This window comes from Nocardioides alcanivorans (genome assembly GCF_021555175.1).
In the GTDB taxonomy this organism is placed as follows: domain Bacteria; phylum Actinomycetota; class Actinomycetes; order Propionibacteriales; family Nocardioidaceae; genus Nocardioides; species Nocardioides alcanivorans.
Genome location: NZ_JAKGRW010000023.1, coordinates 1 through 25,196, shown reverse-complemented (window position 1 = coordinate 25,196; position 25,196 = coordinate 1). Strand labels below are relative to the sequence as shown.

Below are 25,196 nucleotides of genomic sequence, written 5' to 3'. Positions count from 1 at the left end.
CCGCTGCTGCTGCGCAGTGTGGGTGAGACGCACCTCCTGCGCAGCAGGATGTCGGTCTCGACAGTCAGGGCTGCCGCCGGCCGTGCCCTGCTTCTGCTGCGGCAGCCGCCTGGGCACCGGTCGACCATGCCCCCGGTGCTGCTGGTGCTGGTCGTGGCGGCCACCGCCGCGCTCGACCTCACCCTGCGTGCCCTCCCCGGCGGTGGGCGGCTGAACGGAATGCCACGCGTCGGGTGCTGCTGGCCGGCCACGACGATGCGGCCGAGCGGATGACTGGAGAACTCGAACGGGTCCTGGGCGACCGGGTGACGGTGGTCGGGCGCTGCCGGTCGACCCTCGACGAGGTGGCTGCGGCTGCCGGGCGCACCGAGGCGGATGACGTCGTCCTGCTTGCCTGCTCGCACCTGTCGCCTGCTCAGATGCGGCACCTGGCCTGGCGTCTGGCTGACCAGGGCCGGAACCTTCACCTGGCACCGGGACTGGTCGGGGTCGGCGGGGCTCGCACGCACTTCGCCACCCACGGCGGCCTGAGCCTGGTCAATCTGCAGCACAGCGAGTTGCGCAGCATCCGCCGCAGCGTGCTGCAGGCCCTGGGTCGCATCACGGCGGGTCTCATGCTCCTGGCACTCGCCCCGGTCCTGGCGCTCGTGGCTCTCGCAGTGAGGATCGACTCCTCCGGGCCGATGTTCTTCCGCCAGCAACGGGTCGGCGAACGCGGACGTCGCTTCACGATGCTGAAGTTCCGCACGATGACCGACGAGCCCGCGGAGCTGGACCGTTCCGAGGACCAGTTCCTCTTCAAGTTGCGACGCGACCCGCGCGTCACGCGGGTCGGCAAGGTGCTACGCCGCTACTCCTTGGACGAGCTGCCCCAGCTCGTCAACGTCTTCCGCGGCGAGATGGCGTTGGTCGGTCCCCGACCTGCCCTGCCCGAAGAGGCTGCGCGTTATGCGGTGGACGTGCACCGTCGCCTCGCGGTCAGGCCCGGCATGACGGGCCTGTGGCAGGTCTCCGGCCGGTCCGACCTGTCCTGGGAGGAGACGGTGCGGCTCGATCTCGACTACGTCGACAACTGGACCCCGGGGCTCGACCTGCGGATCCTGATGCGCACCGTCGGAGCCGTGCTCGGACATCGTGGCGCCTACTGAGCCTCGAGGTCGGACGTGACGTCACCGAAGGAAGAGGTCGCCGTACTCCTCGACGCGCGTGAGCACCTCGGTGAAGAGGCACTGCTCGATCTCCAGCGGGTCGTCGGCTCCGGCCTCGATCTCCTCCCAGGTGCGTGGAGTGGCGACCCACGGGCGCTCGCGGCCGCGCAGCGAGTAGGGCGAGATGGTGGTCTTGGAACCGGCGTTCTGTGACCAGTCGAGGAAGACCTTGCCGGAGCGTCGGGCCTTGGTCATCGTGGCCGTCACGAGCCGGGGGTGGGCAGCCTGCAGCTCGTCGGCCACCTCGTGCGCGAGGTCCGTGGCGCCGGCCGGGTCGAGGGTGCCGTCGAGCGGGGCGTAGAGGTGGAGGCCCTTGCTGCCGCTGGTGACCGGGTAGGCCGGCAGCTCCCGTTCCGCGAGTGCGTCGCGCGCCAACAGCGCCACCTCGCAGCAGTCGGTCAGCCCGGCGGGCTCCCCGGGTCGAGGTCGATGACGAGTCGATCGGGCGGCTGCGGCTCACCGTCGACGTCGACGGTCCACTGGTGGGCGTGGAGCTCGAGACTGGCGAGGTTGACCAGGTAGGCCAGCGGCGCGACGCCGTCGATGACGGGGAAGGTGAGCTCGCCCGCATCACCCCCGCGCGATCCCGTGGTCGGAACCTTCGCGCGGCCCAGCCAGGAGGGCGAACCGGCTGGGAGGTTCTTCTCGAAGAAGGAGGAGTCCTGCACTCCGTGTGGCCAGCGGATGCGGGTCACCGCGCGGCCAGCGAGGTGCGGCAGCAGCACGGGGGCGATACGGACGTAGTAGTCGAGCACCTCGGCCTTGGTGGTGCCGGTCAGCGGATAGAGCACCTTGTCGAGGTTGGTGATCTTGAGGGTGCGGCCGTCGATCTCGGCCCGGATCTCAGTCATCGGCCGGCAGGTCCTCCGGTGTCAGGTCCTCCGGTGTCAGGTCACTGCGCACGCCCCGGAAGGAGGGTTGCCGCAGCCGCCCACCCGCGCCGATCCCGAGCGTCTCGACGTCGATCACCACCTGCGGCTCCACCCATCGGGTGCCCGCCGCATCGATGGCGGGGACCTCATCCACGAACGGAGACTGACCGCACGTCAGCGGGGTGAGGAGCTGCAGCAGCTGCGGGCCGACCTTGCCAGCGATGCCACTGCCGACCCGGCCCCGGAAAAGCAGCCCGTCGCGGGTGGGCTCACCCACCAGCAGGGCGGCGAGGCGGTGGGCGGATCCGACCTCGGGACGCCACCCACCGACCACCCATGAGGTCCGGGCGCGGTGCGGGAACTTGAGCCACTGCCGGCTCCGCGTCCCTGCCTCGTAGCGAGACGACAAGCGCTTGCTGACGATCCCCTCGAGGCCCTGGTCCTTCGTCGCCTGCCAGAGCAGGTCGCCGTCGTCGTAGGTGCCGGGGACCTGCCAGTGGATGTCGGCCAGGTCGAGTTCGGAGAGTGCGCGACGACGTACCTCCAGCGGCTCTCCGGTCAGGTCACGCCCGTCGAGGCGCAGCAGGTCGAAGACGAGGTACGTCGCGGGCGTGGTGGCCGCCAACCGGGCGGTCCGACGGGGGTCACGGGCATGCATTCGGTTGGCGAGGGCACCGAAGTCGGGGCGACCGTCGACCAGCACGACGAGTTCACCGTCGAGCAGCAGATCACGCCGCGGCAACCCGCCGAGCTCCGGCCATGCCGGGCTCACGTCGTTCTCGTTGCGGGAGAAGAGGCGCGGCGCCCGAGTGGGCGCGAGGTCGGCGAGAATCCGCATCCCGTCCCACTTCACCTCGTGCGACCACCCCGAGCCCGTCGGAACGTGGTCGCCACGAGTGGCCAACATCGGGCGCATGCACGCATCGTAGAGGCCCGCCCCACCGACAGCGCCCAGATCGTGGCCGAGAGCGCCCAGATCGTGGCCGAGGGCGCCCGGATGGAGGGCGATGTGGCCGGATCCCATCCAGCCGCCGGCGGTGGGCCTGTTGTCGACCGTAGGCGAGATGGTGCGCTGATGGGGTCATGGTGTCAGTGCTGTTCGGGAGGCTGGGTCCCGTGGACGGGAACCGGTTGTCGTCCCTGGTGGGGCGGCGGTGATGCTCCTATTGATGTCAAGCCACAAAGGGCCAGGTTCGGTAGCGGTTGGTGAAGTCGCGGTCGAGGGTGATTCCGCGCTCAATGCGGCTGATGTGGCTCTGGGAGGTGCCGAGAGCTTCGACGACTTTGCGTAGTGGCAGGTTCAACCCGACCCCTTTTGAGCCCCTTCAACCACGCAACCTGGCAGGGGCACTGAGGGCTGGTCTCGACAAGCTCGACCAACGACAGCGCGCCCGACCAACACGACCTGGTCTCGACAAGCTCGACCAACGACAGCGCGCCCCGCCAACGCGCGCTGGTCTCGACAAGCTCGACCAACGAGGGTTGAGCTCGACCAACACGACCTGGTCTCGACAAGCTCGACCAACGACAGCGCGCCCGACCAACGCACGCTGGTCTCGACAAGCTCGACCAACGAGGGCGGGCTCGACCAACGAGGGCGGGCTCGACCAACGACAGGGGTCGAGCCTCGCGGCGTGGGTGTGGGGAGCCGTAGTGTGGAGACATGAGGGCAATCTGGAAGGGCGCGGTGTCGTTCGGGCTGGTCTCGGTGCCGGTCAAGCTCTATTCGGCGACCGAGAGCCACGACGTGTCGTTTCGTCAGGTGCACGCTGCTGATGGTGGGCGGATCCGCTATCAGCGGGTCTGCGCGATAGACGGTGAGGAGGTCCCCTACTCCGACATCGCGAAGGGCTACGAGACCGAAGACGGGGAGATGGTCATCCTCGACGACAACGACCTCGCTGACCTGCCGTCGGTCTCCAGCCGCGAGATCTCCGTCGAGAAGTTCGTGCCCAGCGACCAGATCGATCCGATGCTCTTCGAGAAGTCCTACTACCTCGAGCCGGAGAAGTCCGGCGTCAAGCCCTACTCGCTGCTGCGCCAAGCCCTCGTGGACGCCGACCGCATGGCCGTCGTGACGATCGCGATCCGGCAGCGTACGTCGGTGGCGGTGCTGCGGGTGCGTGACGACGTGATCGTGCTGCAGACGATGATGTGGCCCGACGAGATCCGGACCCCCGACTTCGAGATCGATGCTGGCGAGGTCAAGGAGTCCGAGATCAAGATGGCCCGCATGCTCGTGGAGACGCTGGCCGGCGAGTTCGAGCCCGAGGAGTTCCACGACGACTACGCCGCTGCGGTCCAGGAGCTCGTCAAGACCAAGCTCGAGGGCGGCGAGGTGACCCGCACGCCCACTGCTACGAAGAGCTCCGGCGAGGTCGTCGACCTGCTGGCAGCACTCCAGAAATCCGTGAACGCCGCCAAGGAGGCGCGAGGAGAGGCCACCGCGGACAAGGCCGACGACGACACGGACGCGGCAGGCAAGAAGACCACTGCCAAGAAGAAGGCCACCAAGAAGACGACCAAGAAGGCAGCCGCGAAGAAGGCAGCGTCCGACAAGGCCCCGTCCAGGAAGGCGACACCCAAGAAGGAGGCCAGCTGAGGCCCGCAGCCGGAACCACACGCACGCCCCAGCCGTCAGAAGCACATGAAGATCCTCCCGGCCCTCGTCCTGTTGGCGCTCCTGCTCCCGATGGCAGCGTGCGGGGAGGACGACGACACCCCAGGCACCACCCCTGATCGACCGACACGCACCGCCTCGACCGGCCAGACCGGGACGGCTGCACCGGAGCAGCCCGCGGAGCTCGTCTCCTGGTCGGAGTCGACGGCCCGCGACCAGTCGGAATGGTTGAACAGCCACATGCAGCCTCGCCTCATCGAGGGTCCACGGATCGCGCAGTTCGTCGCGGGTCTCCCGGAGCAGTTCGCCGGGGAGGACGCACTCGAGACCATCGATACCTCGACCACCGCGCTCCTCGTCGCCGGGTTCAGCGAATGCGCCAACGCAGGCGAGGCGTCCATCGAGGACGGCACCGTGACCTATCGAGTACGCAAGACCGACGACTACGTCTGTGCGTGGGCGCCGGTCCGGGTGCAGGTCTTTGCCATCCCCGCAGGCGTCACCTTGGCGCAGTGAGGTCGCCGGCGTTGCCAGCGCGAGCAGCGGCCGAGTCCGGGAACCTCCGCGACGCCGCCCAGGCCACCGCGTCCGTCAACCGGGGAGCCAGCAGGTTCGCCACCTCGGCAACCCGGGCAACGGGCACCGACACGGTGATCGGACGCTCCTCAAGGGCATGTACGACGATCCGTGCGGCCTGCTCGACCGACATCGCGGGTGCCGTGGCATAGGCCTCCGTGGCCGCGATCATCCCGGTGCGGACGAGGGGCAGACGGACGTTGCTGAACGTGACGTTGTCGCCGTAGGTCTCTCGCCCAGCTATCCGCGAGAACGTGTCGAGCGCCGTCTTCGAGGCAATGTAGGCGGAGAACTTGGGCGCCTTCATCTGCACACCCCAGGTGACGATGTTGACCACGTGGCCGAACCCTTGGGCACGCATCGCAGGAAGCAGCCCGAGGATCAGCCGCAGCGGGGCGAAGTAGTTGATCGCCATCGTCCGCTCGAAGTCGTGGATGCGGTCGTAGGAGAGGTCGAGCGACCGTCGAATCGAGCGCCCCGCGTTGTTGACGAGGTGGTCCACGGCGCTATGTCGAGCGAGCACCTCGGCAACGAAGGCGTCAACGGCTGCGGCGTCGGTGAGGTCGACTGCCCACGCCTCCGCCTCCCCGCCGCGCTCCTCGATCGCCCGCCGCACCCGCTCCAACTCATCGACGCGACGCGCCACCAACAGCACCCGCCCACCTCGAGCAGCGACCTCGTGGGCGGTTGCCTCACCGATGCCTGACGAGGCTCCCGTCACCATGACGGTGCGGCCGAGCAACGGGCTCTCCCGTCGTCCCGCGACCACCTCCGTCAAGCGGCGCAGGAGCACCGCCGGCGTCTGCCACAGCAACCCCACCACTCAGACCGTCTCCCATCGGAACAGCTTCGCCGCCAACAGGCACACCACCACGGTGAAGGCCGCCAGGATCCCGATCGCCGGCAACGCCGCCAGCACTCCCTCGCCGCGCACCATCACGTCGAGCATGCCCTGGTTGAGGTGATAGAGCGGCAACGCCTTGGCCACCGTCTGCAGCCAGTCGGGCGCCACGTCGAGGGGGAAGAACGACCCGGACAGGAAGGCCATCGGCAACACGAAGAAGTTGGCCATGTTGACTGCCCCCTCGGTGGTCTTCGCGATCGCGCCGGCCAACAGCCCGACAGCCATGAAGCACAAGGTGCCCACCACGACGAGCGGGATCGCCATCCACCACGATCCGTCGAGCTGCAGCCCGAAGGCCAGCTTGCCGAGCCCCAGGAAGATCGCCATCTGCACCAGCGCGATCGCGATGGTGACGAACACCCGGGCAGCAACGATGGTGGGCGTCTTCACCGGCGACAGTTGCAGGCGACGCATCAGCTTCGACTGGCGCCAACCCTGCAGGGTCGCAGCGGCACCGAAGGCGGCGCTCATCGCCACGGCCCACCCCAGGAGCCCTGGCGTGACGAACTGGATCGCGCTGAGCTCCTCGTCCTCCACCTGCACCGGCACGTATTCGAAGGTCGGCGGCGCACCCGACGCCGCCACGTTGGCCTGGTCGACGAACGCCCGAAGGGTGCCCGCCGTACGCGAACCGCCCTGCCCGTCGGCCGCCGTGAAGTGGGCGATGACCCGGTTGCCGTCCATCTCCACGGCACCGTCGAGATCGCCCTTGCGCACGTCTTCCAGCGCACTGTCGCGATCATCGGTGCGGCTCACCTCGAAGGTGGAGTCGAAGGCCTCCTTGGCGCCCCCGTGAGGTCATCGAAGATCGGTACGTCGCCGATCAGCACGATGTCGGACCTCGGCGCCTCATCGGTGTTGAGCAGCCCCCGAAGAGCACGAGGAACATCAACGGGAAGATCAGCGCGAAGAAGAGCGCGCCCTTGTCACGCAGGAATCCCTTGGCGATCGACACCGACAGTGACCGGAACGCAGTGCCTTGACTGTTGAGGGACGGCTTGTTGGTGGTGGGGGTGTCGGTGGTCGTGGTGCTCATGCGCGGTACTCCCGTCCGGTCAACTCCAGGAACACGTCCTCCAACGTCGCCCCACGCACTTGCAGACCTTCCAGCGCCTGTCGCTCGGCCAGCCACGGGAGCAAGGTCGAAGGTTGTCTCGTGGTCAGGACCAGATTGCTGTCGTCGACCTCCACGGAGTCGACGGCCGGCCCCCGCTCAGCCGTCTCCGGCTCCAGCAGGTGCTTGGCGACGGCGACTCGCACCGGTGCGTCGAGGCCCCGGACCAACGCTGCCGGAGTGTCGAGCTCCAGCATCCTGCCTGCGTCCATGATGCCGACGCGATCGCAGAGCACCTCCGCCTCGTCCATGTAGTGCGTGGTCAGCACGACCGTGCGACCGGAGTCGGTGAGCCCGGAGAGCAGCTCCCACAGGTTGCGTCGCGCCTGCGGGTCGAGCGCCGCCGTCGGCTCGTCGAGGAAGACCACGTCGGGGTCGTGCACCAGGGCACAGGCGATCGACAGCCGTTGCGCCTGGCCGCCTGAGAGCTTCTCGGTGCGCGTGTCGGCCTTGTCGGCCAGCCCCACCCGCTCCAGCCATTCGTCCGCAGTGGCCGCGGGGACGGCGTACAACGAGGCGAAGGTGTGGATCTGCTCGCGCGCAGTGAGCCGCTCGAAGAAGGCCGACGCCTGCAGCTGGACGCCGATCCGTGGCAGCAACGTCGCGTTGCGCGGCCACGGGGACTCCCCAGCACCTCCACGGTGCCGGCGACGGGCCTGCGTAGCCCCTCGATCATCTCCAACGTCGTCGTCTTGCCTGCGCCGTTGGGTCCGAGGATGCCGAAGAACTCACCCTCCGCCACCGAGAAGGTGACGTCATCGACCGCTCGCAGATCGCCGTACTGCATGCTGAGGCCCGAGACCTCGATAGCTACCATGCCCAGCACGTTAACGCCTGTCCCCGACGCGACGGAGGCAACCCGGCGCGGCAGCGTTCAACGATCGGTGGTCAGGCTCCGCGCCAGCCGCAACCCCACCGACATCCTGGCGAGATCCGTCTCCTCCTCCGCGCAGATCTCCGTCAGCACCTTGACCGACCGGTCCACGCTCGACGGGGCAGCCTCGCGCCACGCCGCCACCCGCTCGATCGCCGGTTGTTCCGGCTCGGTCGAGGCGAGTACGTCGGCGGTCAGCTTCGCGTGCACGGCCTGGAGGTCGTCGCGCAACGCCCCACGGGCAAGCGACTGCCAACGGTCACGACGCGGCAGTTGCTCGATGCGCTGGCGCAGCTGGTCGAGCACCAGTGACTCACCCAGGGCGAAGTGCACCCGGGCCACCTCCTCGACCGCGACCGCCGTGCGCAACGACGTGTCGACGACCGACAGCAACGACACGGCCAAGGGCAGCAACGACGCCCGCGCGGCCAGTCCCTCGGGGGCCTCGCGATCGATCCAGAGCTCTTGCTCGTCCCGCTGCTCCTCGGCGGTGCCTGCCGGCAGGAGGTCCGGCAGCTCGCCCAGCAGCCGTTGGGTGGGCTCGGTGAACCGCGCCACCAAGGAGGCGATGTCGTCAGGGGTGCGTGCATTGCCGACCAGCCACCGTGACGCCCGCTCCACCTGCGTGCGCATCGCCAACCGCAGCTCCGTCTGGGTCTCGGCCGGCACCTGGTTGTCGAGGGCGTCCACCGCCGCGCGGAACTCCCCGGCGCCCAACACCGCGCGGGCGACGAAGTTGGCCCGGGTCAGCTCGGCGACGTCGGCGCCGGTCTCCGCCGCGAGCCGCGGCCAGTAGGTCATCCCGGCGCCGTTGACCAGATCGTTGACCACTTGCGTGACCACGATCTCGCGGTGCAACGGGTGCTGGGCGATCTGCTCGGCGAAGCGCTCCCGCATCGCGGGCGGGAAGTAGTCGACCAACGACTGGTGGAACCACGGGTCATCGGGAAGATCGGTGTCGACCAGGTCAGCAGCCAGCTGGATCTTGGTCCATGCCAGCAGCACCGAGAGCTCCGGAGACCGCAGCCCCTGACCGCGTTCCGCCAGTCGGGTCACCTGTCGCGTCTCCGGCAGCGCCTCGAGGGCTCGGTTGAGCACTCCCCGCTTCTCGAGCGCCTTCATCCAGTCCTCGTGCACGTGCAGCAGGGCCGGCGCCTGCGCCGCCGCGTTGGCCAGCGCAAGGTTCTGCTCATAGTTGTCGCGCAGCACGAGGGCGCCGACGTCGTCGGTCATGGCAGCCAGCAGCTCGTTGCGCTGCTTGCCGGTCAGGTCACCTGCTGCGACGACACGGTCAAGCAGGATCTTGATGTTCACCTCGTGGTCGGAGGTGTCGACCCCGGCTGAGTTGTCGATGAAGTCGGTGTTGATCCGACCACCGGCTGCGGCGTACTCGATCCGGCCGCGCTGGGTCATGCCCAGGTTGCCGCCCTCCCCCACGCACCGCACCCTCAGTTCGTTGCCGTCGACACGGATCGGGTCGTTGGCCTTGTCGCCGGCATCGGCCTGCGTCTCGTCGGACGCCTTCACGTAGGTGCCGATGCCGCCGTTCCACAACAGGTCAGCAGGCGCGGTCAGCACCGCTCGCATCAGCTGCTGGGGGTCATCGACGTGACGTCGTCCTCGATGCCGAGAGCCTCACGCATCTGTGGAGACAACGGCACCGACTTGGCCGATCGCGGGAAGACCCCGCCCCCTCGGAGATCAACGACCGGTCGTAGTCCTGCCACGACGAGCGCGGCAGCTCGAAGAGTCGCCGTCTCTCGGCGTAGGACGTCGCCGCATCGGGGGTGGGATCGATGAAGATGTCGCGATGGTCGAAGGCGGCCACGAGCCGGGTGTGCTCCGAGCAGAGCATCCCGTTTCCGAACACGTCGCCCGACATGTCACCGATCCCGACGCAGGTGAAGTCCTCACGTTGGCAGTCGACGCCCAGCTCACGGAAGTGGCGACGCACCGACACCCACGCGCCACGCGCGGTGATGCCCATCCCCTTGTGGTCGTAGCCGACGGAGCCACCGGAGGCGAAGGCATCCCCCATCCAGAAGCCGTAGTCCTTCGCGACCGCATTGGCGATGTCGGAGAACGATGCGGTGCCCTTGTCTGCCGCAACGACCAGGTAGGAGTCGTCTCCGTCGTGGCGTACGACGTCGCGTGGCGGCACGGTCTCTCCGGCGACGAGGTTGTCGGTGACGTCGAGCAGTCCGGAGATGAAGGTGCGATAGCAGGCGATGCCCTCCGTCAACCACGCTTCGCGATCGCTCGGGTCGGGCAGTTGCTTGGCGACGAACCCGCCCTTGGCCCCCACCGGCACGATGACGGTGTTCTTCACCATCTGCGCCTTGACCAGACCGAGCACCTCGGTACGGAAGTCATCGCGCCGGTCCGACCAACGCAGGCCACCACGGGCGACCGAGCCGAAGCGCAGGTGCACCCCTCCACCCGTGGCGAGCAGACGAAGATCTCGTAGGTCGGTCGCGGCTCCGGCAGCTCCGCCATGGCATGCGGGTCGAGCTTGAGCGAGAGGTAGGGCTTGGGGCTGCCGTCGGCATCGGGCTGGTAGTGATTGGTGCGCAGCACGGCCCTGATCACGGACCGATAGGCGCGCAGGATGCGATCGTGGTCGAGCGAGACCACGTCGTCGAGGGCATGGTGCAGCTTCTCCTCGACGGCCTCGGTGCGGGCCACCCGCTCCGGATCGTCGGCTGCCCCGCCCGGGGTCAACCGCGCCTCGAACAGCTCCACCAGCAGCCGGGTCAGGCCGACGTTGCTCCGCAGCGCCTCGGCGACGGACGCCTGGCTGAACGGGCTCCCGCCCTGGCGGATGTATTTCGCGATGGCCCGCAGCAGCGAGACCTGTCGCCACGTGAGCTGCCCCGTCAGCACCAGCGCGTTGAAGGCGTCGACCTCGCTGCGTCCGGCCCACACCGCGCGCACCGCGTCCTGGAAGAGCTCGCGAGACTCGGGCGGCAGCTCGACCGGGTGCCGGAGCCCGAACTCATAGATGTGGGTCGGACGCGGCAGCCCCAGCAACTCGTAGGGACGCTCGTCCACCACCTCGACACCCATCGAGCTGAGCATCGGCAGCACCTGGCTCAGCGACAGCGGCGCCCCGACGCGGTAGACCTTCAAACGTGCCTCGCCGGGCTCGTGGTCGACCCCCTCGTGCAACGAGAGGTCGATGCCCTCGGCGCCCTCGATCGCCTCGAGGCGCCCGAGGTCGATCGAGCCGACGACCGGGCTGAAGTCTTCCTTGTATGCCTCGGGGAACGACTCGCAGTACTGCCGACCCAGCTGTACGCCGCGCACCGCGCCGTACTCGTTGCGCACCGCGGCCACGAAGTCGTCGTCCCACGACCGTGCGGCCTCGGTGAGGCGGCGTTCGAGGTCGATCAGGTCGACGTCCTGCACGAGTTCGCCACGAGGTGGGCGTACCACGAAGTGGACCCTCGCCAGGTGGGACTCACTGACCCGCACGGTGAACTCGACGGACTCCCCACCCAACCGTTGCTGGAGGATCGAGGAGAAGCGCTGCCGCACTGCGGTGTTGTAGCGATCGCGGGGCAGGTAGATGAGGCACGAGTAGTAGCGCCCGTAGGCGTCCCGACGCACGAACAGCCGCAGCTGTCGCCGGTCGCGGATGTGCAGCACCGACTCACTGATCTGTGCGAGCTGGTCGACGGCGGTCTGGAAGAGCTCATCGCGCGGATAGTGCTCGAGGGTGTCCATCAGCGCCTTGCCCGCGTGGCTCCCGGGCTCGAGGCCGATCCGGTCCATCACCGCCGTGACCTTCTCCTGCAGCAACGGGATCCGAGTCAGCGACTCGGCGTAGGCAGCCGAGGAGAAGAGCCCGAGGAACCGCCGCTCCCCCACGACCTCGCCGGAGTCGTCGAAGACCTTCACGCCGATGTAGTCGAGGTAGGCGTTGCGGTGCACGGTCGCCCGGGAGTTGGCCTTGGCCAGGACCAACAACTCCTTGTCACGCGCCTTCTCCTGGACGGGCGCAGGCAAGCGGCCGAAGGCGCTGTCCCCCTCGGGATCGGAGCGCAGGATGCCCAACCCGCTGCCGGGCACCGCGGTCAGCCGGAGCGCGCCCTCCTCGTCAGGGTCCTCGTCGAGACGGTAGTCACGACTGCCCAGGAACGTGAAGTGGTCGTCGACCAGCCACGTCAGCAGCTCGCGTCCCTGGCGCAGTTCCTCCTCCGAGACCGGCGGCGGGTCGGACTCGAGGTCGTCGACGATCGCGAACACCCGCTCGCGCATCCGTTCCCAGTCCTCCACCGCATCGCGTACGTCGCGCAGCACATCGAGCAGGCCACTCTCGATCGCCTGCATCGTGGCCGGGTCAGCCACCCGGTCGATCTCGAGGTGCATCCAGGATTCCCGGATCGCCCACGCGTCGCGGGTGTCGGCGACCCGGTCGTCCGCCACCCCGACCGACTGCAGCTCACCGGTGATGTCGCGAACCACCTCGAGCTGCGGGTGGATCACGAGTTGCACGTCGTGCCTGCCCCGCGCCAGCTCCATCGACACCGAGTCGACGAGGAAGGGCATGTCGTCGGTGACGACCTGCACGACGGTACGTCCTTCGGCCGACCACCCGTTCTCCGACTCGGTCGGCGTGAAGACCTTCACGAGCGCTCGTCCCTGGGGCCTGGTCTCGGCGAAGCGGTGGTGCGACGCCAGTGCGCCGTACAGATCGACCGGCCCACGCAGAGCGAGGTCATCGGGCGGGACGTGCCGGTAGTAGGCCGCCAGCAGGGCCCGCACCGCCTCGGCATCGGGACCCCCGGCCTTGCGTCTGGCCACCGCAACCTCGGTGGCTCGCTCGATCAGATCTGCCTTGGTCTCGTCCACGGATTTGGGCACCCCTCCACCGTAGGTCCGAGTGTTGTGACGGACAACACCCCACCATCCGAATCCGGTCCGATGGTGGAAGATGTGGGACATGCGATTCACACACTCTGCGCGCTACGACGCTCCCGTCGCCGACGTGCTCGCCATGCTGACCGACGCCGGCTTCCGCGAGAAGGCGGCACGGGCGCAGGGCTCCACCCACCTCGAGGTGACGGTCGACGGCGGTTCCGTCAGGATCGACCAGGAACAGCCCAACACCGACATCCCCGGTTTCGCCAAGGCATTCGCCGGGGACACGACCCGGTCCGTCGTCACCGAGCAGTGGGACGGAGAGAGCGCCGCATTCGGCGTGGACACCCCGGGCAAGCCTGCTTCCATCAAGGGCACTCGTACCCTGGTCGCCGACGGCGACGGCACCCTCGACACCTTCGACTGCGAGGCGAAGGCCAAGATCCCCCTCATCGGCGGCAAGATCGAGAAGCTCATCGCCGGCAAGTTCAACGACGGTCTCGAGGCCGAGCACGCCGTGGCCGCCGCCTGGTTGGCAGGTGAGCGATGACGACCGTCAAGCACGAGCTCGTGTACGCCGGCGCCACCGTCGACGACGTCCTGGCCATGCTGATGACACCCGCGTTCCGCGAAGCCGTGTGCGATGCCCAGAAGCACATGTTGGCGCGCACCGTCACCGTCGACGGGACGACGGTGGTCGTCGACCAACGTCAGGACGCCGGCAACATCCCCGGCTTCGCCAAGAAGTTCGTCGGGGCCGACCTGCAGATCGTGCAGACCGAGACGTGGACCGGACCTCACGGCGACATCTCCGTCACCATCCCTGGAAAGCCGGGCAACATCTCCGGCACCGCAGACGTCCGACAGGACGGGGACCGGGTGGTCGAGACCGTGGTGCTCGAGGTCGAGGTCAACATCCCGCTCGTGGGTGGCAAGATCGCCAAGCTCATCGCCGAGAAGCTGCAGAAGACCCTCGAGGTCGAGGAGCAGACCGGTCGGACCTGGTTGGCGGGGGCCTGATGCGCTTCGAGAAGCAGATCCGCTTCCCTGCTGCTGTCGCCGACGTGCACGCGATGCTGGTCTCCAAGGAGTTCCGCGAGAAGGTCGCCGAGGAAGCCGGCGCCAGCAGCTGGCACGTCACGGTGGAGCGCAAGCCCGAGGGCATCCTGTCAGTCGTCGCCTCTGCCGCCCCGACCGCCGATCTGCCCGGCTTCGTGCGCAAGGTCGTCGGTGACGAGATGCCGATCCTCCAGGAGGAGCTCTACGTCTCCGAGACGGAGGGACAGCTCAAGGTCGTCATGACGGGCAAGCCCGGCAGCCTCAACGGCACCATCAGCCTTGCTCCCGACGGTGAGGAGACGGTTCAGACCGTGGTCGCCGACGTGAAGGTCTCGATCCCGCTCGTCGGGGGCAAGCTGGAGAGGCTGATCTGCCAGGTGATGGGCAACCTGCTCAAGATCCAGGGCCGGGTGGGCGCGGAGTGGCTGTCCGGCTCACGGTGACCCCCGCTCTCGTGACTCAGCCCTCGGGGGCGTCGGCGCGGGGGCTCGGATTCGGGCGAATCCGAGCTTCCCAGGCCGCGATCGCCGTGTGCACGTCCTGGGCGCCCAGCTGCCGAAACCTCGCACGGAGCCTGCGGAACACCGAGAGATCCTCGAACCGGCTGGTGTAGATCGGCCGCAGCCCGAAGAGCCGGCGCTCGATCTCGCCGTCCTCGACGACGGCGATCCACTCGATCCCCTCCGTCCGGATCCGCTGGTCCAACCAGCGCGTTCCGGGCCGGACCTCGTCGATCCCGCTCGACGTGCGGAGTCCCCAGCATCCGTCGATCTCCGGCCACACGAAGACGTAGTACTCGTCGCTCGCTCCGACCCGCGCCCGCCCCACGCGCCCTTGCGACGGCCATTCCTGCCAGCGGCGGGGCACCGTGCGGTCCCCGCGTGGCCGACTGGGCGCAGAGCGGAACTCGGTCAACGGGCGCTCCGCGACGACCCAGGCGATCAGCTCGTCGAAGACGGCCATCGCCACCTTCTCGTGGAGCTCGGTGAGGTGGAGCCGACGTGTGACGTCCCCGATGGGCTCGGCGATCACCTCCCACTGCCGCCGGTACTTCACGCGATGGAGCCACAGGCCCGTGAACCCGAGGAGCCCGGGAACGGTGCTGGTCCAGTGAAGCAGCCGGAGCAACGGCGCATCCGTCATGTCGCGCAGGTGGGCACCCATCGGACGGCACCTCACGCGGACGGGTCCAGCGACGGATTCGACGACCTGGTCCAAGACGTCCTGCTGCGTACGCACCGCGATCAGTCGGGTGGACGGGCGTCGGGATCGACGCGACCAGCGACCGCTTCCTCCGACATCTGCTCGCGCTCCTCCTCCGCCAGGTCTTGGCGACGCCGGATGGCGATCACCACACCGAGGAGGAGGAACGGGCCGAAGGCGATCGCCACCACGAGCCACTGCTCGTAGGCATGCAGGGCTCCCATGTGCAGGGGCAGGATCTCGGTCAGCATCTCGACCCCAGTCTCCCACGTCGTCGGTCGGCGACTCAGCCTGGCTCGAGCTCAGTCGACCGCCATGTGGGGATAGCGGTGATCGGTCGGCGCGACGAGGGTCTCCTTGATCGAACGCGGCGAGGTCCACCGCAACAGGTTGCTGGCCGAACCCGCCTTGTCATTGGTGCCCGAGGCCCGACCGCCGCCGAAGGGCTGCTGCCCCACCACGGCGCCAGTGGGCTTGTCGTTGACGTAGAAGTTGCCGGCCGCGAAGCGCAACGTCTCGCTGGTCCAGGCGATGGCGGCTCGATCGCGCGCGATCACCGCACCGGTCAGTGCATACGGTGTCGCCGACTCCGCCTGCCGCACGACCGTCTCGTAGTCGCCGTCGTCGAAGACGTGGACCGCGAGGATCGGCCCGAAGTACTCCGTCGTGAAGGCCTCGTCGCTGGGGTCGGTACCGAGCAGCACGGTCGGCCGGACGAACCAACCCACCGCGTCGTCGTACCCGCCACCGGCGACGACCTTGAGGCTGCGCACCCGCTTGGCGCGGTCGATCGCCACCTTGTGCTTGGCGAAGGCGCGCTCGTCGATGACGGCACCCATGAAGTGGGAGAAGTCGCGTACGTCGCCCACAGGCAGCGCATCCACCTCTCCCAGGAAGTCATCGGCGATGCGCTCCCACACCGACCGGGCGACGTAGGCGCGCGAAGCCGCGGAGCACTTCTGGCCCTGGTACTCGAACGCTCCACGCAGCAGCGCCACGCGCGCCACGTCGGGGTCTGCGGAGGGATGCACCACGACGAAGTCCTTGCCGCCCGTCTCCCCCACGATCCGCGGATAGGCGCGGTAGTCGGTGATGTGCGCGCCGACCTGCTGCCACAGGTGCTGGAACGTGCCCGTCGAGCCGGTGAAGTGGATGCCGGCGAGCCCCGGGTCGGCGAGCGCGACCTCGGAGACGTCAGCGCCGTGCCCGGGGAGCATGTTGATCACCCCCGGCGGCATCCCGGCCTCCTCGAGCAGCTCCATGGTCAGGGACGCGGCGAGCTGCTGGCTGGTCGACGGCTTCCACAGCACGGTGTTGCCCATCAGGGCCGGCGCCGTGGGGAGGTTGCCGGCGATGGCGGTGAAGTTGAACGGTGTGATCGCGTAGACGAAGCCCTCCAGCGGCCGATGGTCGCTGCGGTTCCACACACCGGCGCTGTTCGCGATCGGTTGTTCCGCGAGGATCTGCCGGGCGTAGTGCACGTTGAAGCGCCAGAAGTCGATGAGCTCGCAGGCAGCGTCGATCTCGGCCTGGAACGCGGTCTTCGACTGGCCGAGCATCGTCGCGGCGTTGATCCGCTGCCGCCACGGTCCGGCGAGCAGGTCGGCGGCACGCAGGATGATCGCGGCCCGGTCGTCGAACGACAGGGCCCGCCACTCGGGAGCCGCGGCAGCGGCTGCCTTGATGGCAGCCTGTGCATCCTTCTGGGTCGCAGCCTTGAAGGTGGCGAGCACGTGCTGGTGGTCGTGCGGTTGCACCACCGTGACGTCCGCACCCCCACCGTTGCGGCGGCGCCCGCCGATGTGGGCCTTGAGGGTGCGCTGGCGACGGGTCTGCCGGGTGAGTTCCTCGCGCAACGCATCCCGTTCGGGGCTGCCCGGCGCATAGGTCAGGTTCGGCTCGTTGGTGGGAACCGGGGGCTGGGTGATGGCATCCATCTCCCGATGGTGACACGCATCACCCGATCAAACGAGGGTCGCCAACTCCTGCGTGGCGAACCACGCCAGATCGGGTGCATCGTCGCTCTCGGCCTCTGCGGCCGTGACGTCCGCGGTGTCGACGTGGGCGCTGGCGACGTTGCGCCACACCACGCCGTGCGCGACGACCACCTCCGCCGGGTGCTCCCCGGACACTGCATCGATCGCGGACACGTCGGCGGCCACCACGACGCGCCGCGGCCGGTCGCCGTCGCGCCGGCTCTGCCAGGACGCATCGGCAGCCGCCGCCATGGCGACGTACTCCAAGTCGTCGTCGTCTCCGTCGGGCACCGCACTGCGCAGGGCGTCCGTGACGGCGTACGCCGCGCGCGGACCTTCCAGCCGCCGTTCGGTCACCAGGTCGGCGAGCTCTGCGCCCGTGAGGGGGAGATAGATGCGATGACTCATGAGGTGCCCTTCCGGCTGATGTCCTGGGCGGACGGCTTCGCCGCCTTCTTGCGGCCGCGTGGCGCACGCTGGCGCGCGCCGGTGGAGTTGTCGACGAGCTCCTCCAACGCCTCGGTGATGCACTGGCCGAGCACGGGGAGGTCGGGCAGCGCGTCGAGGTCACCGGTGATGCCGTAGTGCACCGCCCCGTCGTACGACGTCACTCCGATCGCGAGCGTCTGGCCCTGCAGGAGTGGCTGGACCGGGTAGGTCTCGAGCATTCGGGCTCCTGCTGCATAGAGCGGGAACTGTGGCCCGGGCACATTGGTGATGGTCAGGTGCGAGTTGCGGGGTGCGGCGGCGGCGACCCGGGACCCCAGCGCGTGGAAGGTGGTCGGCGCGAAGCCAGCGATCCCGGCGAGCCGGTTGGCCGCGACGCTGCGGCCGGTCTCCGCATGCGCCTTGAAGGCGTAGGAGACCTGGTGCAGCCGCACCAACGGGCTGGCCTCGCCAATCGGCAAGGTGACCTGGTGCGGCGTGACCTGGGTGCCCAGCGAGGTGCCTTCGAGGTCGTCGTCGATCACCGACATCGGCACCATGGCGCGCAACCCGCGCATCGCCGTCGACGGGGTTCCCCGGGCGAGCAGCCAGTTGCGCAGCGCCCCGGTGACGGTGGCGAGCACGACGTCGTTGACCGATGTCCCATGCGCGCCCCGGACCGTGCGGTAGTCCTCGAGCACCGTGCGCACCATGACCAGGCGACGCTGCCCCGTGACCTCGCCGGAGATCGGCGACTCCGGAGCAGGTCGGCGCCCAGCCAGCGCATTGGCGACGAGCGAGGCGCGCTGTCGTGCCTTGTCGGTGTTGTGCGCGAGGCGGGCCACGGCGCCACGTGAGGTGGCGAGGAGGGTGCGTGGGCGACGTACGGACTCGGTCACCGCATCGACGGCCAATCCCAGCTGGGACGGCATCGGACGCGGCTGCCAGTCGTCGTGCTCGAGATCCTTGGGCTCCGCCGAGGTGTCGAGCAGGACCTGCCCGAGGTCGACCGTCTGCACACCGTCGACCAGGATCTGGTGGGACTTCGACAGCACCGCGACGCGGCCACCCTCGAGCCCCTCGATCAGGTACATCTCCCACAACGGACGGTGCGGGTCGAGCACCCGGGAGACGATCCGCCCGACGAGGTCACGCAGTTGGTCCATCGTGCCCGGCTGCGGCAGCGCGGAGCGGCGTACGTGGAAGGCCAGGTCGAAACGGGGATCGTCGGTCCAGACCGGATTGGCGAGGTTGCCCGGCACCTGCCGCAGCACCTGGCGGTAGCGCGGCACGAAGGCGATGCGTCGGTCGACGAGCTCGACCAGCGCCCGGTAGTCGAAGCCGGAACCCGCGGGGTCGAACACCTCGAGCGTCGCGTTGTGCATGGGCGTGGACGCCGACTCCTCGGCCAACAGGGCCAGGTCGCTGGCTCGCAGTCGCTGCGTCATGTGGTGGTGCTGCCCTTCCCCTGCCCCGGAACCGGCCGGTAACCGGATGCATGGGATTCTTGCAGACGTTGTGACCGGTGGGCCGCAGGTCCACATCCTTGTGCTGATGAGGTGCACCAACCGATGAGGTTCATGGCCCACGGGGTCGGCGGCTCTGCCGACCTGCCCATTCCAGTGGAGTACGCCGTCGCAGGGGCTGCGCTGCCCTGGCGATCTCGTTCTCCGTGTTGGCCCTGGCATGGCGCACGCCGCGCTACGCCAAGGAGTCGGGTCGACCCGCCAACTCCACGTTGACGCGCATCGTGGACAGTCCTCGTTTCACGGCAGCGACGCGGACGCTGGGCTTCGCGTTCTTCCTCTTCGTCGCCTCTGCCGCAATCTTCGGCGGCGACTCGCTGCTCAACCCGGTCTTCGGCGTCTTCTTCTCCTGGCTCTGGGTCGGCATCGTGCCGCTCTCACTGCTCTTCGGGTCGTTCTACAAGGCCATCTCGCCCGCGCGCACCCTGAGCTGGTTGCTGGCCCGGGCGACCGGCTCCGACCCCGACCGGGGGCTGCGTGAGTACCCGGCCCGGCTGGGATTGTGGCCGGCTGCCCTCGGACTCTTCGCGTTCGTGTGGTTCGAGCTGGTCTATCCGTTCAGCAACGAGATCGGGCCGGTGCGACTGTGGTTCGCGCTCTATCTCGGCGTCATGATCGTCGGTGGTGCGGTCTACGGCAGCAGCTTCATGGCGAAGGCCGACCCCTTCGAGGCCCTGTCCACGTTGGTCGGTCGACTCTCGCCGTGGCAGCGCGACGACCGCGGCAACCTGGTGGTGCGCTCACCGCTCGCCAACCTGTCACACACGCCGCGCGACCCGGGTCTGGTCGCCGTCACCTCGGTGCTGTTGGGTTCGACCGCCTTCGACTCCTTCAAGGGTTCGCCGACGTGGACCCGCTTCGTCCTCAGCAACGACGTGTCGGTCAACCTCCTCAACCTCCTCGGCCTGATCGGGTTGATCGGGTTGGTGGCCGGGCTCTTCGTGACCGCCAGCGTGCTGACCGGCGTCAACCATCCCGACGACCGGTGGCGGCTGCCCAGCGCCTACGCGCACTCGTTGGTGCCCATCATCGTGGGCTACTTCGTGGCCCACTACCTGAGCTTCCTGGTCGAGTACGGCCAGACCACGATGCTCCACCTCAACGACCCCTACGTGAACGGCAGCAACCTGCTCGGCCTGGCTGGCCGCACCGAGTGGATGGTGCTCAGTTCACACCCGACCGCCTTGTCGGTGATCAAGGTGCTGGGAGTGGTGGTCGGGCACATCTTCGGCGTGATCGCCGCGCACGACCGGGCCCTCGAGCTGCTCCCGAAGCGTCACCAGCTGACGGGACAACTGTCGATGCTGGTGGTGATGGTCTGCTTCACCGTCGGTGGTCTCGTGCTGCTCTTCAGCGCCTGAGCAACCGACGCCGCTTCACACCGGCGGGGATGCCCGGCAGGGCAGCGTCGACCAGCGCGTCGAAGCCTCTGCTGAGATCGCTCTCGCCCAACTCGGTGATGCCACGGCCGGCGACCATCGCTCGGTCCAGCGTGCCGCGGTCATCGGGCAGGAAGCTGATGCCGTGCAGCGGCCCGCACCGGCCGAGCAGGTCGGCGACCTGCCCCGGCTCCCAGCCCAGGCTGCGCCGCATCCGGTTGACCACGACATGGGGAGTCGTCACCACCGTCTGTTCGCGCAGTTCGGCGAGGGCGCGCACCAGGCGGGTCAACCCGATGGGGTCGGCCGTGCCCACGACCAGCACCACGTCGGCAGCAGCGACGGCGTCACGGGTGAGGTCGTGTCGGCCGGGGCGCCCGGTGTGCACGGCAGCCCGGTCCTCCTCGAGGCACCAGCCGAGGTCGGCCACCACGGGGCCCTGCCGGCGCCCCAGCTGGAGGAGCTCCTCGGCCAGGCCGTGGGTCAGCTCGGTCCAGCGGTCGGCGCGCGGCAATCCGGTGAGCAGCCTCATTCCCGCACCGCGACGTTGCAGCGCCACGAATGCACTCGTCAGGTCTCCCGCCACCAATCGGCGACTGCTCGCCAGGAGACCGGAGACGTCGTCGAGCACGCCGAGGTGCTGGGCCACCGTGCCGGCGTACGGGTCGAGGTCGAGCAGCAACGGGTCCTGCCCGCGGGCGGCGAGCGCCCCGGCCACCCCCAGCGCCACCGTGGTGCGCCCCGGAGCGCCGGTGGGTCCCCACACGGCAACCGCAGGTGCCGTCCCTCGGGACCGGACCGGGCCGGTGGGCATCGCGTCGAGGTCATCGCTCCCCGTGGCGCTGCGAAGGCCACGCACCCGGTCGGGGAGGTCGCTGACCTGGGTCTCGTCGAGGACCAGGTCGACGCCTGCGCGACGACCGTGCTCGACGGTGTTCTCCCGAGCGTGCTCCGCGACCACCACGACAGCCACTCCGGCCCGGTGCAGGTGGTCGACAGCACCGTGGTCCAAGCCCTCGGCCGAGGCGGCGACCACCGCGACGTCGGCCTGCCTCGACGTCGCGCTGGCCAAGAGGTCGTGAAGGTCGATGCAGCGCTTGACCACCACGACTCCCGTGCCCGGCCCGATCACCCGGAGCGCGATCTCCTCCCACGCGGCCCCGGCAGCGAGGAGCAGCAAGCAGGTGGGGGCAGGGCTGCTCAACTGCGCCTCGTGATCGACACGGCGCCGGCATGGGCCGCGGCGAGCACGTCGCCCAGCACCTGCTCGAACTCGGTCGGCACCGAGAGCACCACCTGGCGGTCACCGCTCGGCCCGAAGTCGCCACTGGGAATCGGCACGTCGATGACGGTGACGTCGTCGAGCGCCAACCGGGCGCCCCGTTCCTCGTCGGTGATCCACACGTCGACGACCGAGCCAGCCCGCACCCCGCTGGGGATGGCGACCGACGGCGCCCAGACGGCCAGTTCGACGTTGCCCGTGACTCCCTCGCCGAGGGCGGCCCGCGGCAACAGCTCGCCGGCGCCGACCGCCCGCGTCACCACGTGATCGGCAGGCAGGTCATCCCCCTGCAGGAAATAGGTGCTCTCGACCTCGTCACCGAGGCCGTCCAAGGTGGTCAGCCGAAGATCGGTGGCACTCACCTGCTCCCCGACCTGTAGGTCGCGGTCAGCGACCCACACCTCCATGGTGCTCGAGTCGGTGCCGAGCAGTCGAGCGCCGAGCAACACGCTGCCGGCCACGAGGACCAGCCCGATCCACAGTCGTGGATCGCGCCAGCCGGGCAGGAGTGCCCGGGCAGCACGCGGTGCCTGCGGTGTCCCGAGATCGACGCTCACCGCCTCATCATCACCTCATTCGGATGATTCGTCACGCGTTCGTCCACAGACTTCGGAGCCCGTGCCCCACGGGGGCGACCCCGGGTGGCACAGTGGTGCCATGGCCGGAACGCCCCGCTTCCTCACGCTCCCCGACGTCGCCGAGGTGCTCAACACCTCCGCCGCACAGGTCTATGCGCTGGTCCGGCGGGGTGACCTGCCGGCCATCAAGATCGGCGGCCGCGGCCAGTGGCGGGTGGAGGCCGAGCAGCTCGAGGCCTACATCGCGCGCATGTACGACGAGGCCCGCACCTACGTCTCCCAGCACCCCTTCGCCGAGGCAGCGACCGACGAGGCCGACGAGTTCAAGTGATCAGCGGTCGGTGCGCAGCTGGTCGGGCCGCACCGCAGGAACGAGTCGGTCCTCGCGAAGCTCGCGCAGCGGGAGCCAGTTGATCGCCGCCGGACCCTGGCCACGCACTGCTCCGAGGTGCGGGGAGTCGGTCTCGACCCACGCGATGGAGGCACCGTCGGGCACGGGTACGGCGGTGCTCACTCCGGGCTGGAGGCGCCCCTGCCACGCATCGGCGCCGATGAAGTGGACGGTCGCCGCGGTGGCACGCTCCACGGCCGACAGGACGAGGGTGCGATCGGGCAGGTCGGGAAGGACCACCGCAGAGCGCCGGGCCGCTGCGTCGACTGCCCCCAGGGTGAGGGCGCCGCGACCACCGACGGTGCCGCGCACCGAGCCCACCAACGCTGCCGTGCTCTCCACGACCAGGCTCGCCTCACCGGACTGCAGCAGCTTGCGGGTGTTGGCGTCGAGCTCGACCGAGACCACCTCGCCCGCCGGCACCGGGACGGCATCGAGGTCGAGCGGCACCGACTCGCTCCTGGCACCGGAGACCAGGATCCGGGCCCGGGCCGACTCGTCGCCGGTGTTGCCGACCACGAGCGTCAGCTTGCCCTTCGGCACCGCCGGAATCACCACGCGCGTGCTGGGGGCCGCCGTCGACGGGTGCCACACCGGCGAGCTCTCAGGGCTCGCCGTCTGCTCATCGGTGACGTGGGCGCCGACGCGCCCCTGACGCACCACCACCCGCACGACCACGTCGTCACGCCCCGGCACGAGCTCGGCCAGGTCACGAGTCACGGTGGCGCCGCCGGCAACCGCGATGCCGCGGACGGCGTCGTTGCTGACCGGACCGTCGGCGTTCCAGACGTCGAGGTCGACGATCGCCGGCGAGTCGTCGGGGTTGGTCAAGGTGACGGTGGAGACGTGGGAGCCTCCGGCCCCGGCAGCCGCAAACCACCACTCGCCCCCGGGCACGACACACTCTGCGCGCTGTTTGCCTCGCTGGGTGGCAGCGAGCAGCCCGGGCGCCAGTGCTCCCGTGGCACGCAACACCGACGGCCCGTCGACGTCCTGTGTGACGCTGCTGCCGGAATCCAGGTCCACCGGAATCGGGTCGCGGTTCCCGGACGTGAGCATCAGCTCACCCTCACCGTCGACGGTGACGGGCTGGGCCACCGTCACGCTGCGCCCGTCGGGACAGGTCACGACGGCCTCCGTGAGCTGGCTGGCTCCGGGGCTCGGGCCTCGTCGGGCTGGGGAGCCGAACGTTCGGCCACGGTCGCGAAGGTGGCGCCGGTGACCAGCACCGCGACCAGCCCGATGACCAGGTCGGGCCCGATCCGAGGCAGGCCGAGGCGCTTGCCGGGCAGGCCGGTCGGCCACTCTCCGGCCAGATGCACGACTCATGCGCGTTCCCTCCTCGCCGGACCGCACAGCACCAGCACCACGACCAGTGCGACTGTCTGGAAGGCGATCAACCACGGCAGCCAGACCGGTCCCTCACCGTCGATCGCGTCGGCGGGCACCGGCGTGGCCACGGTCCAGGCGGAGACCTCGCGGTCGGACGTGCTGGCGCGCGTGAGGCCGCCGGCCGAGTCGAGCACCTCGATGGCGGTGGGATCGCCCGGGGCCGAGCACGACGTGCTGGACGCCGTACCCGGCCAGGGCCTCGACCACGTCGGCCTCGGGATCGGTGAAGAGGTCGGCGACGGTGTTGTTGAGACCCTCGTCCGGGGTGGTGAGGGCGAGGATCTCCGGCTCTCCGAGAGTGACACCGTCTCCCCGCTGGACCTGCCAGACGAGACCGTCGGTCATGGTGCCGTCGACGATGGAGCACGCCCTGGGCGGGGTCGTCGGCCGCGGAGTCGGCGATGTGGGCCGGGACGTCGGAACTCGGCGGGTCGCCCAGCACCGAGTCGGCAGCGAACCACCAGGCGAAGCCACCGACCGGCACCACGGCGACCGCGACCATCAGCACTGCCGCAACGATCCGCTGTCGGCTCCCACCGGTGCGGCGACCGGCATCGGCGGTGAGGGCATGCAGCGCGAGCAGGCACGCAGCGATACGAGGGCGAGCTGGCAGAGCACCAGGGGGAACCCGAGGCTGACTACCGACCTCGCCGGGCGGGAGCTCGACACGCACCCGACTGACCAGGAGCGCCCAGCTGCCGGACAACGCGGCGACCACCCAGCAGGCCGAGACCGTCAGTCGGCTGCGCGAAGGCACCAACGCGAGCGGGGCACCGACCAGGAGAACGATGCCGATCCATGCGGGTGCTGCCTCACCGGGCAGGCGGCCGAGAAGCAGTTCGTAGCCGTCGGGCACTGGCATCGGCGGCCCGCCTCGGTGAGCAGCCCGGCGGTGTCGTGCTGGGCCATGCCGAGCGGCGCCCGGCAGCAGGAGCACGGGTGGAAAGCCCGAT

At 69.3% G+C, this 25,196-nt stretch carries 24 protein-coding genes and 4 pseudogenes; 10 read left to right on the top strand and 18 right to left on the bottom strand.

All coding sequences use genetic code 11. The annotated features are described in order from the left end of the window. Both L1066_RS13180 and L1066_RS13175 read left to right on the top strand, forming a co-directional pair. Positions 1 to 273, top strand: a 273-nt coding sequence (locus L1066_RS13180) for a hypothetical protein (RefSeq protein WP_235736764.1), incomplete at its 5' end; no start/stop codon positions are given. Next, complete coding sequence (locus tag L1066_RS13175) at positions 234 to 1,148, top strand: exopolysaccharide biosynthesis polyprenyl glycosylphosphotransferase (RefSeq protein ID WP_235736763.1); 915 nt, start codon at positions 234 to 236, stop codon at positions 1,146 to 1,148. The genes L1066_RS13180 and L1066_RS13175, both read left to right, overlap by 40 nt. 21 nt (positions 1,149 to 1,169) lie before the next feature. On the opposite strand, the pseudogene ligD (L1066_RS28655) reads toward L1066_RS13175, so the two are convergent. Both ligD (L1066_RS28655) and ligD (L1066_RS13160) read right to left on the bottom strand, forming a co-directional pair. Continuing rightward, positions 1,170 to 2,059 (bottom strand): annotated as a pseudogene (gene ligD, locus L1066_RS28655) (non-homologous end-joining DNA ligase). Further along, positions 2,052 to 2,996, bottom strand: coding sequence for a non-homologous end-joining DNA ligase (gene ligD / locus L1066_RS13160; RefSeq protein ID WP_235736760.1), 945 nt, complete (start codon positions 2,994 to 2,996; stop codon positions 2,052 to 2,054). The pseudogene ligD (L1066_RS28655) and the gene ligD (L1066_RS13160) overlap by 8 nt, the downstream one beginning before the upstream one ends. Before the next feature lie 747 nt (positions 2,997 to 3,743). Here ligD (L1066_RS13160) and ku point away from each other — a divergent pair. Beyond that, a complete protein-coding gene (gene ku, locus L1066_RS13155) occupies positions 3,744 to 4,682 on the top strand; it encodes a non-homologous end joining protein Ku (RefSeq protein WP_235736759.1) in 939 nt (312 codons plus the stop codon). A gap of 45 nt (positions 4,683 to 4,727) precedes the next feature. Next, entirely contained in the window at positions 4,728 to 5,216 is a 489-nt protein-coding gene (locus L1066_RS13150; RefSeq protein ID WP_235736758.1) for a hypothetical protein, read from the top strand. Here L1066_RS13150 and L1066_RS13145 read toward each other — a convergent pair. The 6 genes and pseudogenes from L1066_RS13145 to L1066_RS13125 form a co-directional block, all read right to left on the bottom strand. Further along, on the bottom strand, positions 5,200 to 6,096 hold the full coding sequence (locus L1066_RS13145) for an SDR family NAD(P)-dependent oxidoreductase (RefSeq protein WP_235736757.1): 897 nt from the start codon (positions 6,094 to 6,096) through the stop codon (positions 5,200 to 5,202). The genes L1066_RS13150 and L1066_RS13145 overlap by 17 nt on opposite strands. Before the next feature lie 3 nt (positions 6,097 to 6,099). After that, positions 6,100 to 6,945 (bottom strand): annotated as a pseudogene (locus L1066_RS13140) (ABC transporter permease); the annotation flags it as partial. A 58-nt stretch (positions 6,946 to 7,003) separates the two neighbouring features. After that, the gene (locus tag L1066_RS13135) at positions 7,004 to 7,216 is read right to left on the bottom strand and encodes a TadE/TadG family type IV pilus assembly protein (RefSeq protein ID WP_235736755.1); all 213 of its coding nucleotides are present in this window, start codon (positions 7,214 to 7,216) and stop codon (positions 7,004 to 7,006) included. Continuing rightward, positions 7,213 to 7,893 (bottom strand): ABC transporter ATP-binding protein, encoded by a 681-nt coding sequence (locus tag L1066_RS13130; RefSeq protein ID WP_235736754.1) that lies wholly within the window; start codon positions 7,891 to 7,893, stop codon positions 7,213 to 7,215. The genes L1066_RS13135 and L1066_RS13130 overlap by 4 nt, the downstream gene beginning before the upstream one ends. Positions 7,894 to 7,952: 59 nt before the next feature. After that, positions 7,953 to 8,081 (bottom strand): annotated as a pseudogene (locus tag L1066_RS28650) (ATP-binding cassette domain-containing protein); the annotation flags it as partial. A gap of 87 nt (positions 8,082 to 8,168) precedes the next feature. After that, positions 8,169 to 13,115 (bottom strand): annotated as a pseudogene (locus tag L1066_RS13125) (NAD-glutamate dehydrogenase). Between L1066_RS13125 and L1066_RS13120 the strand changes: the two are divergent. From L1066_RS13120 to L1066_RS13110, 3 genes are read left to right on the top strand one after another with little or no spacing between them, the layout of a single operon-like run. After that, positions 13,114 to 13,581, top strand: a complete 468-nt coding sequence (locus L1066_RS13120; protein WP_235736753.1) for a DUF2505 domain-containing protein — start codon at positions 13,114 to 13,116, stop codon at positions 13,579 to 13,581. The pseudogene L1066_RS13125 and the gene L1066_RS13120 overlap by 2 nt on opposite strands. Next, positions 13,578 to 14,051, top strand: a complete 474-nt coding sequence (locus L1066_RS13115; RefSeq protein WP_235736752.1) for a DUF2505 domain-containing protein — start codon at positions 13,578 to 13,580, stop codon at positions 14,049 to 14,051. The genes L1066_RS13120 and L1066_RS13115 overlap by 4 nt, the downstream gene beginning before the upstream one ends. Then, positions 14,051 to 14,533: a DUF2505 domain-containing protein gene (locus L1066_RS13110; protein ID WP_235736751.1), complete on the top strand. Its 483-nt coding sequence runs from the start codon at positions 14,051 to 14,053 to the stop codon at positions 14,531 to 14,533. The genes L1066_RS13115 and L1066_RS13110 overlap by 1 nt, the downstream gene beginning before the upstream one ends. Positions 14,534 to 14,549: 16 nt before the next feature. Here L1066_RS13110 and L1066_RS13105 read toward each other — a convergent pair whose 3' ends face one another. From L1066_RS13105 to L1066_RS13085, 5 genes are all read right to left on the bottom strand, one after another. Then, positions 14,550 to 15,254, bottom strand: a complete 705-nt coding sequence (locus L1066_RS13105; RefSeq protein ID WP_235736750.1) for a hypothetical protein — start codon at positions 15,252 to 15,254, stop codon at positions 14,550 to 14,552. An 80-nt stretch (positions 15,255 to 15,334) separates the two neighbouring features. Continuing rightward, positions 15,335 to 15,544, bottom strand: a complete 210-nt coding sequence (locus L1066_RS13100) for a hypothetical protein (RefSeq protein ID WP_235736749.1) — start codon at positions 15,542 to 15,544, stop codon at positions 15,335 to 15,337. Positions 15,545 to 15,595: 51 nt separating this feature from the next. Further along, on the bottom strand, positions 15,596 to 17,230 hold the full coding sequence (gene pruA, locus L1066_RS13095) for an L-glutamate gamma-semialdehyde dehydrogenase (protein ID WP_235736748.1): 1,635 nt from the start codon (positions 17,228 to 17,230) through the stop codon (positions 15,596 to 15,598). A gap of 27 nt (positions 17,231 to 17,257) precedes the next feature. Next, positions 17,258 to 17,677, bottom strand: coding sequence for a DUF6912 family protein (locus tag L1066_RS13090; protein WP_235736747.1), 420 nt, complete (start codon positions 17,675 to 17,677; stop codon positions 17,258 to 17,260). Then, the gene (locus tag L1066_RS13085) at positions 17,674 to 19,143 is read right to left on the bottom strand and encodes a WS/DGAT/MGAT family O-acyltransferase (RefSeq protein WP_235736746.1); all 1,470 of its coding nucleotides are present in this window, start codon (positions 19,141 to 19,143) and stop codon (positions 17,674 to 17,676) included. Before L1066_RS13085 ends, L1066_RS13090 begins: the two co-directional genes overlap by 4 nt. 224 nt (positions 19,144 to 19,367) lie before the next feature. On the opposite strand from L1066_RS13085, the gene L1066_RS13080 reads away from it, so the two are divergent. Further along, entirely contained in the window at positions 19,368 to 20,582 is a 1,215-nt protein-coding gene (locus L1066_RS13080; protein ID WP_235736745.1) for a hypothetical protein, read from the top strand. On the opposite strand, the gene L1066_RS13075 is transcribed toward L1066_RS13080, so the two are convergent. Then, entirely contained in the window at positions 20,572 to 21,804 is a 1,233-nt protein-coding gene (locus L1066_RS13075; protein ID WP_235736744.1) for a CpaE/TadZ family protein, read from the bottom strand. The genes L1066_RS13080 and L1066_RS13075 overlap by 11 nt on opposite strands. Then, positions 21,801 to 22,439 carry a CpaB family protein gene (locus L1066_RS13070; RefSeq protein ID WP_235736743.1) on the bottom strand — a complete coding sequence of 213 codons (639 nt, stop codon included), beginning with the start codon at positions 22,437 to 22,439 and terminating at the stop codon, positions 21,801 to 21,803. Before L1066_RS13070 ends, L1066_RS13075 begins: the two co-directional genes overlap by 4 nt. A 100-nt stretch (positions 22,440 to 22,539) precedes the next feature. Here L1066_RS13070 and L1066_RS13065 point away from each other — a divergent pair, with 100 nt between their 5' ends. Continuing rightward, on the top strand, positions 22,540 to 22,791 hold the full coding sequence (locus tag L1066_RS13065) for a helix-turn-helix transcriptional regulator (protein WP_235736742.1): 252 nt from the start codon (positions 22,540 to 22,542) through the stop codon (positions 22,789 to 22,791). Here the strand turns inward: L1066_RS13065 and L1066_RS13060 are convergent, their stop codons facing one another. The 3 genes from L1066_RS13060 to L1066_RS13050 all read right to left on the bottom strand — a co-directional run bounded on the left by L1066_RS13060 (position 22,792) and on the right by L1066_RS13050 (position 24,588). Then, on the bottom strand, positions 22,792 to 23,979 hold the full coding sequence (locus tag L1066_RS13060; RefSeq protein ID WP_235736741.1) for a DUF5719 family protein: 1,188 nt from the start codon (positions 23,977 to 23,979) through the stop codon (positions 22,792 to 22,794). After that, entirely contained in the window at positions 23,976 to 24,173 is a 198-nt protein-coding gene (locus L1066_RS13055; RefSeq protein WP_235736740.1) for a hypothetical protein, read from the bottom strand. Before L1066_RS13055 ends, L1066_RS13060 begins: the two co-directional genes overlap by 4 nt. Before the next feature lie 100 nt (positions 24,174 to 24,273). After that, positions 24,274 to 24,588 (bottom strand): hypothetical protein, encoded by a 315-nt coding sequence (locus L1066_RS13050; RefSeq protein ID WP_235736739.1) that lies wholly within the window; start codon positions 24,586 to 24,588, stop codon positions 24,274 to 24,276. A gap of 13 nt (positions 24,589 to 24,601) precedes the next feature. On the opposite strand from L1066_RS13050, the gene L1066_RS13045 reads away from it, so the two are divergent. Further along, positions 24,602 to 25,196, top strand: a 595-nt coding sequence (locus tag L1066_RS13045) for a hypothetical protein (protein WP_235736738.1), incomplete at its 3' end; no start/stop codon positions are given.

What these genes read in the sequence shown, in the direction of transcription:
- L1066_RS13100 (WP_235736749.1), bottom strand. Translation starts at nt 15,544, where the DNA reads ATGCTGACCGAGATCCTGCCCCTGCACATGGGAGCCCTGCATGCCTAC.
- L1066_RS13090 (WP_235736747.1), bottom strand. Translation starts at nt 17,677, where the DNA reads ATGAGTCATCGCATCTATCTCCCCCTCACGGGCGCAGAGCTCGCCGAC.
- L1066_RS13120 (WP_235736753.1), top strand. Translation starts at nt 13,114, where the DNA reads ATGCGATTCACACACTCTGCGCGCTACGACGCTCCCGTCGCCGACGTG.
- L1066_RS13150 (WP_235736758.1), top strand. Translation starts at nt 4,728, where the DNA reads ATGAAGATCCTCCCGGCCCTCGTCCTGTTGGCGCTCCTGCTCCCGATG.
- L1066_RS13115 (WP_235736752.1), top strand. Translation starts at nt 13,578, where the DNA reads ATGACGACCGTCAAGCACGAGCTCGTGTACGCCGGCGCCACCGTCGAC.
- L1066_RS13050 (WP_235736739.1), bottom strand. Translation starts at nt 24,588, where the DNA reads ATGACCGACGGTCTCGTCTGGCAGGTCCAGCGGGGAGACGGTGTCACT.
- L1066_RS13105 (WP_235736750.1), bottom strand. Translation starts at nt 15,254, where the DNA reads ATGGGTGCCCACCTGCGCGACATGACGGATGCGCCGTTGCTCCGGCTG.
- L1066_RS13085 (WP_235736746.1), bottom strand. Translation starts at nt 19,143, where the DNA reads ATGACGCAGCGACTGCGAGCCAGCGACCTGGCCCTGTTGGCCGAGGAG.
- ligD (WP_235736760.1), bottom strand. Translation starts at nt 2,996, where the DNA reads ATGCGCCCGATGTTGGCCACTCGTGGCGACCACGTTCCGACGGGCTCG.
- pruA (WP_235736748.1), bottom strand. Translation starts at nt 17,230, where the DNA reads ATGGATGCCATCACCCAGCCCCCGGTTCCCACCAACGAGCCGAACCTG.
- L1066_RS13110 (WP_235736751.1), top strand. Translation starts at nt 14,051, where the DNA reads ATGCGCTTCGAGAAGCAGATCCGCTTCCCTGCTGCTGTCGCCGACGTG.
- L1066_RS13065 (WP_235736742.1), top strand. Translation starts at nt 22,540, where the DNA reads ATGGCCGGAACGCCCCGCTTCCTCACGCTCCCCGACGTCGCCGAGGTG.
- L1066_RS13135 (WP_235736755.1), bottom strand. Translation starts at nt 7,216, where the DNA reads ATGAGCACCACGACCACCGACACCCCCACCACCAACAAGCCGTCCCTC.
- ku (WP_235736759.1), top strand. Translation starts at nt 3,744, where the DNA reads ATGAGGGCAATCTGGAAGGGCGCGGTGTCGTTCGGGCTGGTCTCGGTG.